We start from the raw sequence: 18,819 nt of genomic DNA, 5'->3' as shown, positions 1-18,819 counted from the left end.
CGAGTCGACCGGTTACCTCTTGTAGTTGGGGGCCTCGACGACGATCTGCACGTCGTGCGGGTGCGACTCCTTCAGGCCCGCGGAGGTGATCCGAACGAAGCGGCCCTTGGCCTTCAGCTCCTCGATCGTGCGGGCACCGACGTAGAACATCGACTGCCGGAGACCGCCGACCAGCTGGTACGCGACAGCGGAGAGCGGACCGCGGTAGGCGACCTGACCCTCGATACCCTCCGGGATGAGCTTGTCGTCGCTGGGGACGTCGGCCTGGAAGTAGCGGTCCTTGGAGTAGGACGTCTTCTTGCCACGCGTCTGCAGGGCACCGAGCGATCCCATGCCGCGGTACTGCTTGAACTGCTTGCCACCCTGGAAGACGATCTCGCCCGGCGATTCGTCGGTGCCGGCGAGGAGCGACCCGAGCATGACGGTGTCGGCTCCCGCGACGAGCGCCTTGGCGATGTCACCGGAGTACTGCAGACCGCCGTCGGCGATGACCGGGATGCCGGCCTCCCGCGTCGCCTGGAAGGCCTCCCAGATCGCGGTGACCTGGGGGACGCCCACGCCCGCGACGATGCGCGTCGTGCAGATCGAGCCCGGCCCGACGCCGACCTTGACCGCATCCGCCCCGGCATCCACGAGCGCCTGGGCGCCCTCGCGGGTGGCCACATTGCCCCCGATGACGTCGATGTGCGCGAAGGTCGGGTCGGTCTTCAGCCGGCGGACCATGTCGATGACGCCCGCGGACTGTCCGTTCGCCGTGTCGACGACGAGCACGTCCACGCCCGCATCGCGGAGGGCTTCAGCCCTCTCCCAGGCATCCCCGAAGAAGCCGATCGCGGCACCGACCCGCAGCCGGCCGTGCTCGTCCTTCGTGGCAAGCGGATACTTCTCGCTCTTGTCGAAGTCTTTGATCGTGATGAGGCCGGCGAGCTTGCCGTCGTCGTCCAGAAGCGGCAGCTTCTCCACGCGGTGCTGCGCGAACAGCGCGATGACCTCGTTCGCTCCGATGCCGACTCGACCCGTGATGAGCCCGTCGCTCGTCATGACGTCGCGCACCTTGGTGGTCTGGCGCTCGAATCCGGAGACGAACCGCATGTCGCGGTTGGTGATGATGCCCACCAGGCGACCGTCGTCATCGATGACCGGCAGACCCGAGATGCGGTACTTCGCGCACAGCCCGTCGACCTCTTCGATCGAGGCGTCGGGGGTGGTGGTGATCGGATCGGTGATCATGCCGGACTCGCTCCGCTTCACGCGGTCGACCATCGCGGCCTGCTCCTGGATGGAGGCGTTGCGGTGCAGGATGCCCAGGCCCCCTTCGCGGGCGATGGCGATCGCCAGACGCGCCTCCGTGACGGTGTCCATGGCCGCCGACAACAGCGGCGTTGCCACGGTGATCCGTCGCGTCACGCGCGAAGACGTGTCGGCTTCGCTCGGGATGACATCGGTGTGTCCGGGCAGCAGCAGGACATCGTCGTACGTCAGGCCGACAAAGCCGAAGGGGTCGTGGTTCTCCATGGTTCTCCTGCGCGCGCGGCGCGTTGCTCGAGGGACGACGACGGCCGGTGCGCGGAAGCCCGCGCTCTTTCGATTCTAGGTCGGGGCGGCGGGGAAATACCCGACAAAGGACAGGAACGGCTCAGGTGTCCGAAGTATTCCGATCCGATCACGCACCACTCCCGTCGAGTGGGTGAAACACTGCCGACACATTACGCTCGTAGCGTCGTGCGTCACCGCCGATGCGAGACACCCGACCTCGGCCACCGCCGACTGGAGGATTTGTGAGTCCCACGACCAATGGGCCGCGTCGAAGCCGCGCGAGAACCCTTCCCGCTGTCTTCACGCTCCTGCTCACGCTGCTGGGCGTCTTCGCCGGGGCGGCACCCGCCGTCGCGGCCGAGGACGACCCGTACCGCATCAGCGGAAACGTCCAACTCGACGGCGAGCCGCTGGAGGGAGTCGTCCTCGTGATCGACGGCCCCGGCGGTGAGCAGGAAGCCGAGACGGATGCCGAGGGTCAGTGGCGCGTCGGGGTTCCCGAGCGCGGCGAGGAATACACCGTCGAACTCGACGAGGACACCCTGCCGGAGGGCATCGCGGTCGTGGAGGCCGAGGACGACACCCCCAACGTCAAAGAGGTCGAGGTGGGTGCGGGCGGCCGCGTCACCGTGAACTTCTTCATCGGCGAAGGTGAGCGCAACGTCACCAGCTTCGTCGATCAGCTGGTCCAGCGGGTCGTGCAGGGCCTCAGCTTCGGTCTGATGCTGGCGCTGGCGGCCGTGGGACTCTCCCTGGTCTTCGGCACGACGGGTATCTCCAACTTCGCCCACGGCGAGATGGTCACTTTCGGAGCGGTGGCGGCGCTGTTCCTCGTCGGCCCTGCCACCCTCGCGTTGCCCTGGTGGCTCGGCTTCCCCCTTGCCGTGCTGCTGGGGGCGGCATTGGGGCTCGTGATGGACATGGTGCTGTGGCGCCCGCTCAGGCGGCGCCGGGTCGGCGTCGTGCAACTCATGATCGTGAGCATCGGCCTGTCGCTGACGCTCCGGTACGTCTACCAGTTCTTCATCGGCGGCGGCACGAGCCAGCTTCCGTTCTCCTCCGCACCGAAGATCCCGCTGTTCGGCTCCGTTCAGCTCAGCGTCATCGACCTGGTCTCGATCGGCATCTCCATCATCGTGATCGTGGTCTTCGCGCTGTGGCTGACCCGGTCGCGCCTGGGCAAGGCGACCCGCGCGATCTCCGACAACCCGTCGCTGGCGGCCGCATCCGGTATCGATGTCGACTTCGTGGTCCGGATCATCTGGGTCGTCTCCGGCGCGATGGCCGCCCTCGCGGGCATCCTCTACGCCTACTACCGCCCGGGCATCAAGTGGGACATGGGGGCGCAGGTACTCCTGCTCATGTTCGCCGCGGTCACCCTCGGCGGTCTCGGCACCGCCTACGGCGCCCTCATCGGGTCGATCATCGTCGGGCTCCTCGTCGAGGTATCCACCCTCTTCGGGATCCCGTCCGACCTCAAGTACGCCGTTGCTCTGTTCATCCTCATCGTGATCCTGCTGTTCCGACCGCAGGGCATCCTCGGCCGCCGCGAGAGAATAGGTTAGGCGCGCAAATGGAATGGCTTCCCATCCTCTCCAACACGGCTTCGTCGATCCTGAGCCCGGCCACGATCGGCTACGCGCTGGCGGCCCTCGGCCTGGCCGTGCACTTCGGCTACGCGGGCCTGATCAACATGGGCATCGCCGGCTTCATGGCCATCGGCGCGTACGGCTACGCGATCTCGATCCTCTCCTTCGGCCTCCCCTGGTGGGCCGGGGCGTTGGTCGGACTGGCCGCCGCCGCCGTGTTCGCCCTCATCCTGGGCATCCCAACCCTGCGGCTGCGCGGCGACTACCTCGCCATCGTGACCATCGCCGCAGCCGAAGTGGTGCGGCTCCTCTTCCTCACCACCGCGTTCGACGAGTTCACCGGCTCGGCCGACGGGCTCAGCGGCTACCACGCGAGCTTCCGCGCCTCGAATCCACTCCCCGACGGCACCTACGGCCTCGGCCCGTGGACGTATAACGAGAACGGCTGGTGGGTGCGCATCATGGGCCTGGTCACCCTCGGCATCGCGGTGCTGGTGGTGTGGATGCTGATGCGCAGCCCCTGGGGGCGCGTCCTGAAGGGCATCCGCGAAGACGAGGACGCTGTGCGCTCGCTCGGGAAGAACGTGTTCTCGTACAAGCTGCAGTCGCTCGTGCTCGGCGGCATGCTCGCCGCGGCCGGTGGGATCGTGTACGCCCTGCCCTCCGCGGTCAGCCCCGGCGTGTACGTCACGTCCCTGACGTTCTTCGTGTGGACCGCTCTGCTCCTCGGCGGCGCCGCGACGGTGTTCGGACCGCTCCTGGGTTCCCTCATCTTCTGGGCACTGCAGACCTTCCTCTCGAACGTCCTGCCCGCGCTCGTGGAGGCCGGCGTCCTCCCCTTCATGTCACAGATCCAGGCGGGTACGCTTCGCTTCATCCTGGTCGGCATCGCACTGATGCTGCTGGTGATCTTCATGCCGCAGGGCATCCTCGGCAACAAGAAGGAGCTGACCTTTGTCCGGTAACAGCATTCCGAGCGGTGCCGATTCCGAGGGTGTGGACGCGTCGGCCGTCCCCGCGACGACCTCCCCCACGCCCCGCCCGAAAGCCACGGGCCTGCACGTGGGTGAGGCGGCCCCGGGTGTGAAGAAGGTCGACCCGATCATCGTGGCCGACAACATCACCCGCTCGTTCGGCGGCGTGAACGCCGTCGACGTCGAGCACCTCGAGGTCCCCCGCGGCGCGATCACCGCCTTGATCGGACCGAACGGCGCCGGCAAGACGACACTGTTCAACCTCCTCACCGGGTTCGACAAGCCCAACACGGGGTCGTGGACGTTCGACGGCAAGTCGCTCTCCGGCGTTCCGGCCTACAAAGTCGCGCGCTTGGGGCTGGTGCGCACGTTCCAGCTGACGAAGGCCCTCGGCCTGCTCACGGTCATGGAGAACATGAAGCTCGGCGCCACGGGGCAGCGCGGCGAGCGCTTCTTCTCGAGCCTCATCCCCGCTGCCTGGCGCGGGCAGGACGCGGAGATCGAAGAACGCGCCGAGGTCCTGCTGCAGAAGTTCAAGCTGGACACGAAGGCCGACGACTTCGCCGCGTCCCTCTCCGGCGGTCAGCGAAAGCTCCTGGAGATGGCGCGGTCGCTCATGACCCAGCCCACGCTCGTGATGCTGGACGAGCCGATGGCGGGCGTGAACCCGGCCCTCACCCAGTCGCTGCTGGACCACATCCTCGACCTCAAGGATCTCGGGATGACGGTGCTGTTCGTCGAGCACGACATGCACATGGTCCGCCACATCGCCGACTGGGTCATCGTCATGGCCGAGGGCCGTATCGTCGCCGAGGGCGATCCGACGTCGGTCATGAAGAACCCGGCCGTCATCGACGCGTACCTCGGCGCGCACCAAGAACTCGACCTCGGCGTCGTCACCGGGCGCATCCCCGTGGTCGCAGCCGATCCCACGACGGATGCCGCAGCATCCCAGAGCGCCAGCGCCGCCCTCCTCGTAGACCAGGGCGTCGCCGAAGACGAGGAGAACCGCTCATGAGCGCCGTTGCCACCGACACCGCGGTCGTCTTCGTCGACGACGTCCACGCCGGGTACCTCCCCGGTGTGAACATCCTCAACGGCTGCTCCCTCACCGCCCACCAGGGCGAGCTCATCGGCATCATCGGGCCCAACGGCGCCGGCAAGTCGACGCTGCTGAAGGCGATCTTCGGGCAGGTGAACGTGCGCAGCGGCCGCGTGCTCCTGGAAGGTGAAGAGATCACGGGGCTCCGGGCCAACAAGCTGGTCGGGCGCGGGGTCGGCTTCATCCCGCAGACCAACAACGTCTTCCCGAGTCTCACGATCGAAGAGAACCTGCAGATGGGGCTCTACCAGAACCCCAAGATCTACAAGGAGCGCCTCGAGTTCGTCACCGGGATCTTCGCCGAACTGGGCAAACGCCTCAAGCAGCGCGCCGGGTCGCTCTCCGGCGGTGAGCGCCAGATGGTCGCCATGAGCCGAGCGCTCATGATGGACCCCAAGGTGCTGCTGCTGGACGAGCCGTCAGCGGGTCTGTCGCCGGTGCGTCAGGATGAGGCGTTCATCCGCGTCTCGGAGATCAACAAGGCCGGCGTGACCTGCATCATGGTCGAGCAGAACGCCCGCCGGTGCCTGCAGATCTGCGACCGCGGCTACGTCCTCGACCAGGGTCGCGACGCCTACACCGGCACCGGGCGCGAGCTGCTGAACGACCCCAAGGTCACCGAGCTGTACCTCGGCACGCTGGGCCAGTAACCCGGACTCTTCGAGGCCGGTAACCCGGGCTCTTCGAGGGGGGGATGCCCCGCGGCATCCCCCCTCTGCCGTCCCCGCGCCCGCGCAGCGGGGTGCTGGTGCCCCGAGTGCACGGGATGCTGCCGAACGCACGACCTCATCACGCAAACAACCCGTGCACTCGCAAAGAACTCGTGCACTCGCGAACCGCTCCCCCCGAGCGGCGCGCCCCGGGAACGGGAAAGGCCCCGGTCTTGCGACCGGGGCCTTTCGCGTGAATGCGGTGATCAGCCCTCGTATGCGACGTAGTTGTTGTCTTCGCCGAACTGGTAGATGCCGATCGACGCCTCGGTCGGGTCGCCGACCTCGTCGAACGTGATCGGACCCGAGATGCCGTCGTAGTCCGCGGTGCCACCGTCCAGGATGATCTGGGCGCAGTCCGCGTACGTCGAGCAGGTCTCACCGTCGCCCGAACCACCGGAGACCTCGACGAGCTTCTCGGCGATGTCGGCGGGGTCGGTCGAACCGGCTGCCAGCGAGGCGAGCGCGAGCAGGACCGTGGCGTCGTAAGACTCAGCCGCGTAGCTGTAGTCCTCCAGAGCCGGGTCACCCTCGGCCTCGACGAAGGCGTCGAGCTCGGAGGTGAAGTCGGCGATCGAGTCGATCGACAGACCGGGCAGCGTGCCCTTGGCGTCCGTGAGGGAGCCGGCCGGGAACGTGTCACCGAAGTTCTTCAGGTTACCGTCGACGAAGTACAGGTCTTCGGCGGGGTACTGACCGAACAGGCTCGGCAGGATCGTGGCAACCTCGTCGAACGTGATCAGGGCGATCGCGTCGGGGTCGGCCGCGAGGACCTCGCTGATCTGCGTGTCGAACGTGGTGTCACCGGTGTTGTAAGTGGTCTCCGCGACGACCTCGCCACCGGCGGCCTCGAAGGCCTCCGAGACGTACTTGGCCAGGCCGGTACCGTACGAGTCGTTCAGCACGATCAGACCGAGGGTCTGGTTGCCGTCCTCCGCGATGAGGTTACCGAGCACCTCGCCCTGCAGCACGTCGGAGGGTGCGGTGCGGAAGTACAGCCCGTTGTCCTCGTAGGTGGTGAAGGCGTCCGACGTGTTGGCCGGCGAGAACTGGATGACGCCCGCGCCGACGACCTGGTCGATGAACTGAAGCGACGTGCCGGACGAGGCAGCACCGATGATCGCGGAGACGTCCTCGCCCAGCAGGCGGGGGATCTCGGTCTCGTATGCCTTGTTGTCGGTGTCGCCGGAGTCACCGAACGCCACCTCGATGGACAGGCCGGTCTCATCGGAGATCTCGTTGATCTGTGAGGCGGCGTAGCCGACGCCGGCCTCTTCCGGCGGGCCGAGGAAGGCCAGGTTTCCGGTCTGAGGAAGCGCGGTGCCGATCTTGAGGTCGAGCTCGCCGCCGACCTCGGACGACGAGTCGCCGCTCTCGGCGGCTTCGCCGCCGCCGCCGGCGCACCCGGCGAGAATGAGCGCGCTGGCACCGACCACGGCGATGCCGCCGATGACCTTACCGGCGCGCGAACGTGTGAAGACGCTCATGTTGCTCCTTGCTGCTGTGTATGAAGGCGGGCCAACTCGGGCGCCACCAGTGAGCTAAACCTAATGCGCGGGGCATCTCGCGAGTATTGCCGTTCGTTAACGATGTGTAACGGGACCCAATCGTTACCTGGCACGGATGCTGCGGCCCTCGGGCCGCGCGTCAGGCCAGTTCCGCCACATCCGCGGTCGCCCCGCGCCCGCGCCGTGCACCTCGCACCGAGTCCGCGGTGAGCAGGATCAGGGCCACCCAGACGAGCCCGAATCCGATCCAGCGCTCCAGGGGCATCGGCTCGCCCAGCACCCACACCCCGATCGAGAACTGCAGGATGGGCGCCACGAACTGCAGCATCCCCATGACCGTCAGCGGCGTGCGGCGGGCACCGGCGGCGAAGAACAGCAGCGGAGTGGCCGTCACGACGCCCGCGAGGAGCAGAAGGATGGCGTGCCCGGCGCCGGCCGTGAAGAGCGTGAGGCCCGAGGTGGCGCCGACGATGGCGAGCTGGACGAGAGCGACGGGAGTGAGCCACGCCGATTCGAGCGTCAGTCCGCTGACGGCGTCGACGGCCCCGCCGATGCGCTTCTTCACCAGTCCGTACAGGCCGAAGGAGAACGCCAGCCCGAGCGCGATCCACGGGAAGGCGCCATACCCGACGATGATCACGATCACCGCGACGGCAGCGATCCCCAGCGCGACCCACTGCGTGATGCGAAGGCGCTCGCGGAGGAGGAAAACGCCGAGCATGACGGTCACGAGCGGATTGATGAAGTACCCGAGGCTCGTCTCGATGACGTGGCCGGTGAGGGTGGCGAGCACGTAGATTTGCCAGTTGACGTAGATGAGCGCCCCCGCCAAGGCGGTCCAGCCGAGCAGACGCGGCTGGCGGAGGATCGCCAGGAGCGGCCGCCACGCCCGCGTGACGGCGAGCAGGGCGACGCAGAACACCAGCGACAGCACGATCCGCCATGCGACGAGTTCCCACGGCCCGGTCGGCGCCAGCGAGACGAAGTACAGCGGCAGGACCCCCCACATGAGGTACGCCACGAAGGCGTACCCCCCGCCGAGCAACGTTTCGCGGCCCTCGGACCGGCGGGGTGCGGACGGGAGGTGGTCGGTCGTCCGGGTCACTCGATCAAGCCTACGGGCGCCCCGCCCTAGGCGCGCCGCCCTAGGCGCGCCGCCCTAGGCGCCGGAGGGAACCGCGCGGGGATGCAGAAGGCCCCGGATGCCGCAGCATCCGGGGCCTTCGTCAGAACGTGTGCGTCAGCGGACGACGACTGCGAGCACGTCGCGCGCCGAGAGCACGAGGTACTCGTCGGCCCCGAACTTCACCTCGGTGCCGCCGTACTTGCTGTAGATGACGCGGTCGCCGACGGCGACGTCCAGCGGGACGCGGTTGCCGTTGTCGTCGATGCGGCCCGGCCCGACGGCCACGACCTCGCCCTCCTGGGGCTTCTCCTTGGCAGTGTCAGGGATGACGAGACCACTGGAGGTGGTCTGCTCTGCCTCGACCTGCTGGATGACGATGCGGTCCTCGAGCGGCTTGATGGAAACCGACACGGTCTACCTCTTCTTTCTTGACGCTTCGGTACGGAAGACTCGTTAGCACCCACCCATGGAGAGTGCTAACGCCAGTCTACGGAAAGAGTTGGCACTCATGCAACGCGAGTGCCAATCCCTGCACTCCGGACGTGGGCGCACGAGCACGGCGGGCGTGTTCCGACCTCTCTTCCTATCGGTTGATGCGTGTGTAAGAATCCCGATCACAGGTCGGCACGTAGGGGGCACGGGCCGACGAATTGGGACATCAGTGGGGATGTCGCAAGGCATTCCATACCGATGGTGTGGAGACGAGCGGGTGTGTTTCGGCGCACCTTCGTCCGGGGGAAAACAATATGAATGCTGCGTACTTTCTGGCGATCGACATCGGAACGAGCCGCACTTCGGCGGCTATCGCGAGGTCTGCTCCAGACGGCAGTCTGCTGGCGACACCGGTGCCTCTGGGGCGCAGCGGTGACAATGCACCGACCGTGGCCTTCGCCGCCGACGGCGAACTGCTGTTCGGCGACGCCGCCGAACGGCGCGGTCATACGCAGCCCGACCGCCTGATCCGCGAGTACAAGCGCAGGATCGGCGACGACGTGCCGATCCTCGCGGGCGACCGCGCGTTCGCGCCGGAGGAGCTGTACGCCCTCACGGTGGACTGGGCCGCGCGGGTCGTCGTGGAGCGCGAGGGAGATACGCCGGCCCAGCTGGCGATCACCGTGCCGGCGGCCTGGGGCGACTATCGCAGCGGTCTCGTCCGGGCGGCCCTGGCGACCCAGGGATGGCGCGATGTCGTCGTGATCTCCGAACCCGAAGCTGCCGCACGGCACTACGAGTCGACCAATCCGCTGGACGCAGGACGGGTGCTCGCCGTGTACGACTTCGGCGGGGGGACGTTCGACGCGGTCGCGCTGAAGAAGGACGCGCACGGCGAGGTTCGCATCGTCGGTGCACCGTCGGGGATCCCCGACCTCGGAGGTGCCGACTTCGATGACGCGGTCGTGCGCCACGTCGTGCGGACCGCACAGGTCGACGCGACGACTCTCTCGGGAACCGCCGCGGGGCGGATGGCCCTGTCGGCGCTCCGCCGCGAGTGCGTCGACGCGAAGGAGTCGCTGTCGTTCGATTCGGAGGCCGTGGTGCCCGTGCTCGTCGGCGGCGACCAGCGCAGCGTGCGCCTGAGCCGCGACGAGTTCGAGCTCATGATCGCCGACGACCTGGAGCGCACGGTCGAGGCGTTCCAGGATGCTCTGGATGCCGCGGACGTCGAGCTCGCGGACGTCGACGCGATCCTCCTCACTGGCGGAACCTCACGCATCCCGCGCGTCGCGCAGGTGCTGTCGGAGCGGTTCGACCGTCCGATCGCCCTGGACGCCGACCCGAAGGCGATCATCGCGCTCGGCGCGGCGAGGGCCGCCGCCGACGCGGCCCGGGCTGCCGTCGCGGCGCACGCCGGCGACGACGCGGATGACACGGATGCGGCGCTCGCGATCTTCGAGACGCCGGCTCCGGCGTCTGCCGCTCCGCGTCGGGCCTGGTTCCGGCGGCTGCCGAGTGCCGCGTACATCACCGTGGGCGCGGCGATCCTCGTCACCGGCATGGGGGTCGCTGCTGCACCGGCGCTCGGCACCGGCGTGATCACCGCATCCGAGCGGGCAGGGATGACGACAGCGCCCGTCGCCCTGGACGACGTCGACGACTCAGCCTCGGTCGAAGCGCCCGTCGCGGAGGCGATCGTCGAGCCGGTGGCCGAGGTACAGACCCCGTCCGCACCGTCCGCCCAGTCCTCCCAGCGCCCGCCCGCGAAGAAGCCGGCGGGCCCGACCCCCGGCACGAAGCGGACCGCGGCGCCGGAGGCTCCACGCACGGCGACCGCACCGAAGTCGACGGCCGCATCGCCGTCGACACCGTCGGGCTCGGGTAATCCCGCATCGACCGGGACGCCGGCGGGACCGTCCACCGGCTCCCCCGCCACCGACCCCGCAACCGGGAGCGGCACGGGCGACGACACCGGAGGCGACGCAGGCACCGGAGGCGACGCAGGCACCGGCGGCGGTGACACCGGAGGCGACACGGGCACCGGAGGCGAGACAGGCACCGGCGGTGGAGGCGACACCGGCGGAGGCGACACAGGCACCGGGGGCGACACAGGCACCGGCGGCGACGCAGGCACCGGTGGCGGTGACACCGGAGGCGGTGGCGGCCACGGCGGTGGTGGTGGCGGCCACGGCGGCGGCGGCCACGACGGCGGCGGCCACGGTGGCGGTGGTGGCGGCGGCCACGGCGGCGGCGGCGATCACGACGGCGGCGGAAACGGTGGCGGCGAGTCGACCCCGCCCGCCGAGGAGCCCGCACCCGCTCCCTCGCCGATCTCGGCTGCCTGAGCCGCACGGGTCCGGACGATGGCGACCACGGCGACCATGCCCATCTCTCCCCTGCTCCACGAGGAGTTCGACGGCGTTCCGATGATCCTGACGCGCCCGGCGCGCATGCACGTGGAGGCGCTCGTCCACGATGACCGCGCCCCGCGCGTGCTGCTCGTCGGGACGGCGGGTTCGGGGAAGACGCGCCTCATCCGGCGGCTTCTCGCGCAGTTCGCGCAGGACGGGCGTACCGCCGTGCCGGCGCAATCGGCGAGCGCCATCGCGTCCGCGTCTGCCACCGAGGTCGTCGTCGTCGACGATGCTCATCTCCTTCACCCGGACGACCTCGCCGCGGTGGCCGAGCGGCTCCGCATCCCCGGCGCGGGCATCGTCCTCGCCATGCGCCCGTGGCCCGCCCGCGACGAGCTGCGTGCGGTCGCCGAGGAGCTGGAGAAGGTGCATCCGGCGATCGTGCTGGGCCATGTGACGCGTGCCGACGTGCTGGACGAATGCGCGGAGAAGGGATGCCGGATCACACCGCGCTGTATCGACAGCATCCTCGACCTCACCGGGCATCTCACGTGGCTGGTCTCGGAGGCGCTCGCGGTGCACAGCGACAACTGCGACGAGGATGCGGCACACCACAGCGTGCGGGAAGAGCTGCGCGACATCATCGCGCACCGCATCGCCGGATTGGACGATGACCTCCGGCGGGCGATCGAGACGCTGTGCCTCACGCCTCAGAGCCTCCCCTCGGATGAGGCAGCGCAGTGGTCGCACGCCGGCCACGCGAAAGGGCTCCTGCTGCGCAACGGGCAGCCGGCACCGGTGGTCCGTGACACCGTGCGCGCCACGATCGGCATCGACCGGTTGGTCGGGTTGTACGCGGAATCGGGCATGACGGAGACGGATCCCACACTGCGTGAGCTTCTCGGCGGCCTGCACCATCCGCGCGTCGCTACGGCGCTCCTGCTCGACGGCGACGCGGCCCTTCCGCGTGACCCCCGTCGTGCCGACGAACTGTTCCGGGCCGCCGGTGAGGCCGGCGCCGATCCGCGGACCGTCGCCGTGCGGCGAGCACGGGCGGCGTGGAACGCCGGGGCGATCGACACCGCCGGGACGGTGCTGGATGCCGCGGCGATAGAACCCCCGCACGCGACCTTCGCCGAGGCGGGCTCGATCGCGGCGGCCGTCTGGGCGGCGCGAGGCGACATGCGGATGGCGTCCACCGTCCTCACACATACCGCGCTGGGCTCTCCCGATGCGGTGGCCCATGCCACGATCGCGGCGATCGGCGCGGGCGACGTCGAGGAACTCGACCGCCTCGCGGACGTACGCCCCGCGCGGGCGGTCCCGTCGACCCTGATCGTGTCCCAGGACCTCCTCGCGCGAGGTCTCCGCGCGAGCCTCGGTACACAGGCGCGCACGTGTTTGAGCGACCTTGTGCGGGCCACCGAGATGTACACGGCATCGGCGTGCGATGCCCCCACTCCTGAGCTGCCGGCCGTGATCGCGGCCATCGCCGCGCTCAGCCTCGGAGAGCTCAACGTGGCCCACACCGTGATCGACGCGGCCGTGCAGACCCGCCACGGCGGCACCTGGGCGCGCTCCCGCCTTCTGCTCTGGCAGGCATGGATCGCCGTCCAGCGCGAGCGACCGCACGAGGCCGAGATCGCTCTTCAGCACGCTCAGATCGGCCGGAAACTGGCACCGCGCGAGCGGATCCTGGCCGACGCGATCACCATGGCTCTGACCCGACGATACGCGGACTCCTCGGCGCTCGCGCCGGCCTGGCGGCTCGCGCGCGAGAGCATCCTCCGCGCGCGTTTCGACCTCTATTCCCTCCTCCCGCTCACCGAGTTCGCCGTCAGCGCGGCGCGGTTGGGCGACATGGATCGGATCCGCCCCAACCTCGATGAGGCGTATGCCGCCGTCGAGCGCCTGGGGTCGCCGCCCATGTGGTCGAGTCACCTCAACTGGGCGGGGCTGCACTGCAGCATCATCCTGAACCAGCCCGGTGATCTGGCGCCGCACGCGCGGGCGCTCCTTGCCGCGGCACCGCACAATCGGCTGGCGAAGATGATGGCCCGGGCCGGCAAGGTGTGGACCGAGGTGCTGACCGGTCAGGTCGACGTGGACGACATCGAACACGCCGCCCTGGGGCTTGCAGCCGTCGGCCTCGCGTGGGACGGCGCCCGGCTTGCCGGCCACGGGGCCGGACGGACCGAAGACCGCCGCGTCATCGCACGCCTGCTGGCATGCGCGCGGCAGCTGCACCCGCGGGAAGAACTCGACCGGACGCCCGACGAAGAAGCGAGCGGGACGACGGGGTCCCTCACCCGGGCGATCGAGGTTCTCAGCGCGCGCGAACGCGACGTGGCGGTATTGGTCGTTCAGGGGAAGACCTACGCAGAGATCGGCGAGTCGATCTTCATTTCACCTCGCACGGCTGAGCACCATATCGCCCGCATTCGCCGGCGCCTGGGCGCGACGTCGCGATCCGATCTCATCGCGAAACTCCGTCTCGTTCTCGAAGACGCCGCCGAGCCCGGCGACCTCCGCCGATCCGCCCGCACGGCGGAGTTCGCCTGAGCACCACGGGACCCCCCGCGTGCCCCCACCCACCCCCTAGTGCACCCCCTACGGCATGGGGGTAGCCCCCGACGCGGGGCGGGAGCGGAAGCAATAGCGTCGAGTCATCATCACCCTAAGGAGCCGAAATGAGCGTCACACTGGCCACGATCGCCGACGCGCTGATCGAGTTCATCCTCAGCCTCCTCCGCGATCCCGAAGCGGCCGCGGAGTTCGACCAGGATCCGCAGGCGGCACTGTCGTCGCGGGGGCTGAGCAATGCCACAGCCGCGGATGTGTGCGCCGTCGCACCGGTGATCGCGGAGAGGGCACAGATCGTCCCGGCCGCCGTGGCCCCCGACCCACGGCCGGCGCCGCCAGAGGTGAGTCCCACCGTGCGGGAGATCAACGCGATCACGAACAGCTTCTCCTACGTCGATGACCGCGACACCGTTCTCGACCAGTCGGTGAATCAGAACATCTGGGCGGACGGTGATGTCACCCAGGTGTTCGACCAGGACGCCGTCGTAGCCTCGGGCGATGACGCCATGGCCGCCGGCGACGACGCCACGGTCGAGACCGACATCGACAATTCCACGGACATCGACGCCGGGGACGACGTGGCGATCGACGGAAGCGACATCACAGAGAACACCGCTACCGACTCGGGCAACACCACGACCGACACCGCGACGACGACGGATGCGTCGACGACGACGACCGTGACGGACTCGATGAACGAGACCACGGGCACCGCCACGGCCGACGACTCCTTCAACGACAGTGCGTCCACCTATACCGAGACCACCGTCGACAGCGACACGTCCGCGGTGTTCGACTCCTCCGACTCGGCCGTGATCGAGGAGATCCCGTCCGATGACAGCTTCTGATCTCGAGCGGAGGCGCGACCCCGACAACGCCGTCGCGGGTCGCGGCCTCCCCTCGAACACGACCGGGGAAGGACGTGCAGCCCCTGCGCGTCCTTCCCTCTCAGACAAAGAGGCCGCGCCGGTGCTGGTGAAACTGCCCGCACCGGCGTCGGTGCGTCTCAGCCAGCTGTCATGGGTGCTCTCGCTCGCGGTGAGCGCGGTCGCCGTGGTCTACCTCTTCATCATTCGCGAGCCGCAGCTGCCGGAGATCGTCCGTGTCATCAAAGGCGTCGACGAGAGCCGTGCTGACGCGACCTACGACACCGCAGCCGACATCGTGTTCTGGTCGGTGTTCGGGGTGCTCGTCGCCCTCTGGCTCGTCCAGGTCACCCTGCTGGTCTCCTTCTCGAACCGCCGACCCCACATCCGCTGGTGGCTTTTGGGCACCGCGCTCCTCCAGGGCGGCGTCTTCCTGGTCTGCCGCGAACTCGTGGCGGTGGGAGAACGGGGCGTTCCGCTCGAGCGCGTGCTGTTGCTGGCTCTGGCCTTGGCCGTGGTGGGGTTGCTCTTCGCGACCTTCCCGCGCGCCCTACGCTGGACCGCTCGCAAACACGACGTCGTCCGCGGCGCCGGCGCTGCGGGCGGCGACCTCTGACGCGATTCCCTCGATGCTGCGCACGACCATGCGGCAGAGGTGCGCGGTATAGCGGTCGTTGATCGGCGACTCTCCCAGCGCGCGCCAGCGGGTGAGCAGTGCTCCGATGCGGGCCGTGCGCTCCTCGGGTCTCGCCGTCTCGGGCAGACCCAGCCGCGCGGATGCCGAGATGCCCAGGCCGCCGAGGACCCGCTCCCCCTCGGCGACGTCCGCCGGCGAGAGAGCAACGGAAGAGGTGCGTAGGTCAGCGAGAAGGGTCAGCTCGCGCAGCTCGTGACTGCGCGACACGATCCGCTCGATGCCACCGAGCACGGCGTCCGCTCCCGGGCGCGGCCGTTCCCGGACGACCTGTTCCACACCCTGCAGGACCCCGCGCGCCTTCAGCGCGACAGCCCGGGCACGGAAGTGGTCGACGACGAACTGCTGCAGCGTCACCATGCCGCTTTGCTGGACGAGCCGCTCGGCGAGGGCGGACGAGGACGTCGCACCGCCGCGGATGAGGGCAGCCGCCAATCGGACGCCGAAGATGCCGAAGCGTTGCAGCAGGTTCTCCCGCACGGGGATGCTGAGCGAGGTCGCCGTCGTCGGACGCACGAACCGGTCGGCCGACAGCAGGAGGCGCTCCCGCACGTCACGGTCCAGTCGCGCGAGCTCGCGCAACGCGATGAACTCGCTCTCGCGAAGGGTGCGCGCGCCCTCCGCGAGCAGGCCGGCGACCGGGAGGACCCCGAGGGCGAGCGCTCTCAGCTCGCCGTCGCGGCGATAGCGGTCAGCGATCGCCGCGGCGGAGAGCAGCGAGTCGATGCGGCCCGAGCCGATCTCGTCTGCGCGGGACAGCACCGCCACGGCGTTCACGGTGGAAGACGGCCCTGCCGCCGTGTCGTGGAACGCCCGCAGGAACGAGACGTCGGAGGAGTGCACGTGCCGCAGGAGATACACGATGGCGTCGGCGGCGGACGGGGAGTTCTCCGGCACGAGGAACTTCATCGACCGCGCCGAGTTCGTCCGCGTCACCGACGCGATTCCGGGCGTGTCGATGAGGATCGTCGACCGCAGGCTCTCCGACGGCCAGCCCACGTCGATCCACGCGACGTCCTCGACGGGATGGCCCTGCAGGTCGAGATCGAGCCGCCCCTCCACACGGCGGACAGGCAGGCGCACCGCCGTTCCGTCGACGAGGTGCATGGTGATCGCCGCCGTCGGCGCATAGCGGTACCACGTGATCGCCCGCGTACATTCACCGGCATCGGTGGGGGCGATCCGCTCGCCGATCAGGGCGTTCAGGAGCGTGGACTTCCCGGCCTTGACGATACCCGCGACCGCGACGCGCAGCGGTTCGCGCAGCCGGCGGGCGTAACCGTCGAGAAGCTCCACCGTCTCGGGCTCATCCTCGTACAGGATGCGGGTGGCATCGATGACGTCGGCGACGTCGCTCAGCGAGGTCCGCATCACTTCGCCCGCCGCGCGGCCGCAGCCTCGATCGCGGGGATCTGCTGGCGGAGGTTCTCGATCTGACGCAGCCGCGTCTCGAGCTCTTTCACCCGCCCGTCGCGATCGGCGGTGTAGGTCGCGGCGGCCTGCTTGGCGGCGAGCACCGACTCCGACAGCGACCGGTGCAGCTCGTCGGCGATCGTTCCGAAATGATCGCGGGAGGCACGTTGAACGAGGCGCAGACGATCTTTCAGCTGCTTGCCCACCTGGAACACGACGTCTTCGATATGCCGGCGCAAGAGGTTCTTCGCCTCCATCTGCCGTCGCGTCAGCCGGCCGGTCATGTCTTCACGGAAGGCCCGGCGGCCGACGAGCACGCCCGCCAGCAGAGACAGGGGATTGATCAGCGAGAGGCCGACAAGGCTCGTCGCGAGCCCCACCATCAGCACACCCCCGTACGAGCCGCGCACCCCGATGTAGATCTTCTCCGTGGCACTCATGCGCCCCTCGTCGAGCACCTGCAGCTGCTCAACCGGGTCGAGCACGCCGGTGACATCGCCGACGTCGATGAGGGGGATGCCCGACTCCCCTGCGATGAACTCCTCGGCGACCCGCTCCGACAGCCACTGCGAGCGCTCGTTGGTCCAGACGAACGTCTCCGACACGGCGGCGGAGACGCGCTGGTCCAGCCACTCCGCGATCTGATCCCAGATCGGGCCGGGGTCGCCCTCGTCGATGGCCGCCTCGCCGTCGCGCTGCACCTTGCGCAGGCGGTCGCGCAGGTCGTGCTCGGTGTCGGCGATCAGGTCGGCGATGCCGTCACTGAGCGTGACTTGCCAGCGGGCCGAGCGGCCGCGGAATTCGTCGGCACGCGCCTTCGCGTCCTCGAGTTCGGCGATCATGCGCGGCGTGTCTTCGGGATGCACCAGGGCGTTGAGCTCCGAGCGCACCGACATCCCCAGCTGGTCGACAACGGTCGTGAGGTCGTGCACGGCGGCGCGCCGGTGCAGCAGCTCGGCGCGTCCCAGCACGTCGCGGCGCAGATGCGCGACGAGTGCGGGGAACCCGGACTCGTCGTTGAGTTCGCGATCCTGGTGCTCTGCGGCCAGCAGGCGCAGGTCACTGGAGACGGCGAAGATCGGCACGTCGCCGAGATCATCCAGACGGGTGCGATCGATCGAGTGGATGTCACGCCACTGCGGATAGATGTCCGTCTTGCTCAGGACCGCGGCGACATTGGGTGAGATGCGCATCGCGTGCTGGAGGAACGTCATCTCCGGCTCGGTGTACTCCTGTGAGGCGTCGGAAACGAGGATGACCGCGTGCGCCGTCGACAGTGCCGCAAGAGTGGCCAACGCCCGCGTGGACTCCAGGCCCCCAACACCCGGTGAGTCGACGAGGCGAAGGCCACCCTTGAGGATTTCCCGGGGCAGGAGCACTTCGGCGCCCACGATCGCCCGCCCCGGAGGCATCTGCGCACGGTCAGACACATACGAAGCCAGATCGTCGAAGGAGATCTGCAGCCGCTCGACCGTTTCGTCGCCGCCGCCTTCGGGCCGCAGGAAGACGGCAGCGGAGGGCTCTTCGGCGTACCCGACCGACGTCGGCACCGCGGTGGCGACGTCGTCGTCGACGGCGCACGCGGGCGCGTTGATGAGCGCGTTGACGAGCTTGCTCTTGCCCTGTTTGAACTGTCCGACGACGATCACCCGCACATGCGGATCGAGGAGGCGCGTGCGGGTGTCGTCGAGTCGTTTGGCCAGATCCGTTCGCCCGACCGCGCCGGAGAACGAGCGCGTCTGCTCCACCAGCCGGACGAGCTCTCCTGGCGGGACAGGCACCGGTGTCCGCTCCGGAGCTCGAGGGCCCGCGGCCGTGGCGACGGCGCCTGCCGATTCGGGTGCGGTCACGGTGTTCTCCTCAGGTGGACGGGCGGGGACAGCAGAGGGCGATGACCCCGGGTCGGGTCATGACCCGGGGTCATCGCCA

14 protein-coding genes are annotated in these 18,819 nt (G+C 69.0%); 8 read left to right on the top strand and 6 right to left on the bottom strand.

Going from position 1 to position 18,819, the window contains the following annotated elements; translation table 11 throughout:
- Nucleotides 1–12: 12 nt before the first annotated feature.
- Entirely contained in the window at nt 13–1,515 is a 1,503-nt protein-coding gene (gene guaB, locus AC4FS2_RS01435; protein WP_491154152.1) for an IMP dehydrogenase, read from the bottom strand.
- Between the two features lie 263 nt (nt 1,516–1,778).
- Between guaB and AC4FS2_RS01430 the strand changes: the two genes are divergently transcribed.
- The 4 genes from AC4FS2_RS01430 to AC4FS2_RS01415 all read left to right on the top strand — a co-directional run bounded on the left by AC4FS2_RS01430 (nt 1,779) and on the right by AC4FS2_RS01415 (nt 5,851).
- Nucleotides 1,779–3,101 (top strand): branched-chain amino acid ABC transporter permease, encoded by a 1,323-nt coding sequence (locus AC4FS2_RS01430; protein WP_491176286.1) that lies wholly within the window; start codon nt 1,779–1,781, stop codon nt 3,099–3,101.
- 8 nt (nt 3,102–3,109) lie between these two features.
- Nucleotides 3,110–4,090, top strand: coding sequence for a branched-chain amino acid ABC transporter permease (locus AC4FS2_RS01425; RefSeq protein ID WP_491154155.1), 981 nt, complete (start codon nt 3,110–3,112; stop codon nt 4,088–4,090).
- Nucleotides 4,091–4,181: 91 nt separating this feature from the next.
- Entirely contained in the window at nt 4,182–5,117 is a 936-nt protein-coding gene (locus tag AC4FS2_RS01420; protein WP_491177783.1) for an ABC transporter ATP-binding protein, read from the top strand.
- Nucleotides 5,114–5,851: an ABC transporter ATP-binding protein gene (locus AC4FS2_RS01415; RefSeq protein ID WP_491154157.1), complete on the top strand. Its 738-nt coding sequence runs from the start codon at nt 5,114–5,116 to the stop codon at nt 5,849–5,851. The genes AC4FS2_RS01420 and AC4FS2_RS01415 overlap by 4 nt, the downstream gene beginning before the upstream one ends.
- A 266-nt stretch (nt 5,852–6,117) precedes the next feature.
- On the opposite strand, the gene AC4FS2_RS01410 is transcribed toward AC4FS2_RS01415, so the two are convergent.
- From AC4FS2_RS01410 to groES, 3 genes are all read right to left on the bottom strand, one after another.
- Nucleotides 6,118–7,398: an ABC transporter substrate-binding protein gene (locus tag AC4FS2_RS01410; protein ID WP_491176285.1), complete on the bottom strand. Its 1,281-nt coding sequence runs from the start codon at nt 7,396–7,398 to the stop codon at nt 6,118–6,120.
- A 160-nt stretch (nt 7,399–7,558) separates the two neighbouring features.
- Complete coding sequence (gene rarD, locus AC4FS2_RS01405) at nt 7,559–8,524, bottom strand: EamA family transporter RarD (RefSeq protein ID WP_491176282.1); 966 nt, start codon at nt 8,522–8,524, stop codon at nt 7,559–7,561.
- Between the two features lie 135 nt (nt 8,525–8,659).
- Complete coding sequence (groES, locus tag AC4FS2_RS01400; protein WP_135063578.1) at nt 8,660–8,956, bottom strand: co-chaperone GroES; 297 nt, start codon at nt 8,954–8,956, stop codon at nt 8,660–8,662.
- A gap of 335 nt (nt 8,957–9,291) precedes the next feature.
- Between groES and AC4FS2_RS01395 the strand changes: the two genes are divergently transcribed.
- From AC4FS2_RS01395 to AC4FS2_RS01380, 4 genes are all read left to right on the top strand, one after another.
- Entirely contained in the window at nt 9,292–11,325 is a 2,034-nt protein-coding gene (locus AC4FS2_RS01395; RefSeq protein WP_491176280.1) for an Hsp70 family protein, read from the top strand.
- Nucleotides 11,326–11,361: 36 nt separating this feature from the next.
- Entirely contained in the window at nt 11,362–13,896 is a 2,535-nt protein-coding gene (locus tag AC4FS2_RS01390) for a LuxR C-terminal-related transcriptional regulator (RefSeq protein WP_491176278.1), read from the top strand.
- Between the two features lie 128 nt (nt 13,897–14,024).
- Complete coding sequence (locus AC4FS2_RS01385) at nt 14,025–14,765, top strand: IniB N-terminal domain-containing protein (RefSeq protein ID WP_491176276.1); 741 nt, start codon at nt 14,025–14,027, stop codon at nt 14,763–14,765.
- On the top strand, nt 14,752–15,399 hold the full coding sequence (locus AC4FS2_RS01380) for a hypothetical protein (RefSeq protein WP_491176274.1): 648 nt from the start codon (nt 14,752–14,754) through the stop codon (nt 15,397–15,399). Before AC4FS2_RS01385 ends, AC4FS2_RS01380 begins: the two co-directional genes overlap by 14 nt.
- Here AC4FS2_RS01380 and AC4FS2_RS01375 read toward each other — a convergent pair.
- Both AC4FS2_RS01375 and AC4FS2_RS01370 read right to left on the bottom strand, forming a co-directional pair.
- Entirely contained in the window at nt 15,334–16,848 is a 1,515-nt protein-coding gene (locus AC4FS2_RS01375; protein WP_491176272.1) for a dynamin family protein, read from the bottom strand. The genes AC4FS2_RS01380 and AC4FS2_RS01375 overlap by 66 nt on opposite strands.
- Nucleotides 16,848–18,740: a dynamin family protein gene (locus AC4FS2_RS01370; protein ID WP_491176270.1), complete on the bottom strand. Its 1,893-nt coding sequence runs from the start codon at nt 18,738–18,740 to the stop codon at nt 16,848–16,850. The genes AC4FS2_RS01375 and AC4FS2_RS01370 overlap by 1 nt, the downstream gene beginning before the upstream one ends.
- Nucleotides 18,741–18,819 lie beyond the last annotated feature (79 nt).

The sequence above is a fragment of the Microbacterium sp. Z10_103 genome (assembly GCF_058310455.1).
This window is presented reverse-complemented; position numbering and strand designations above follow the sequence as displayed.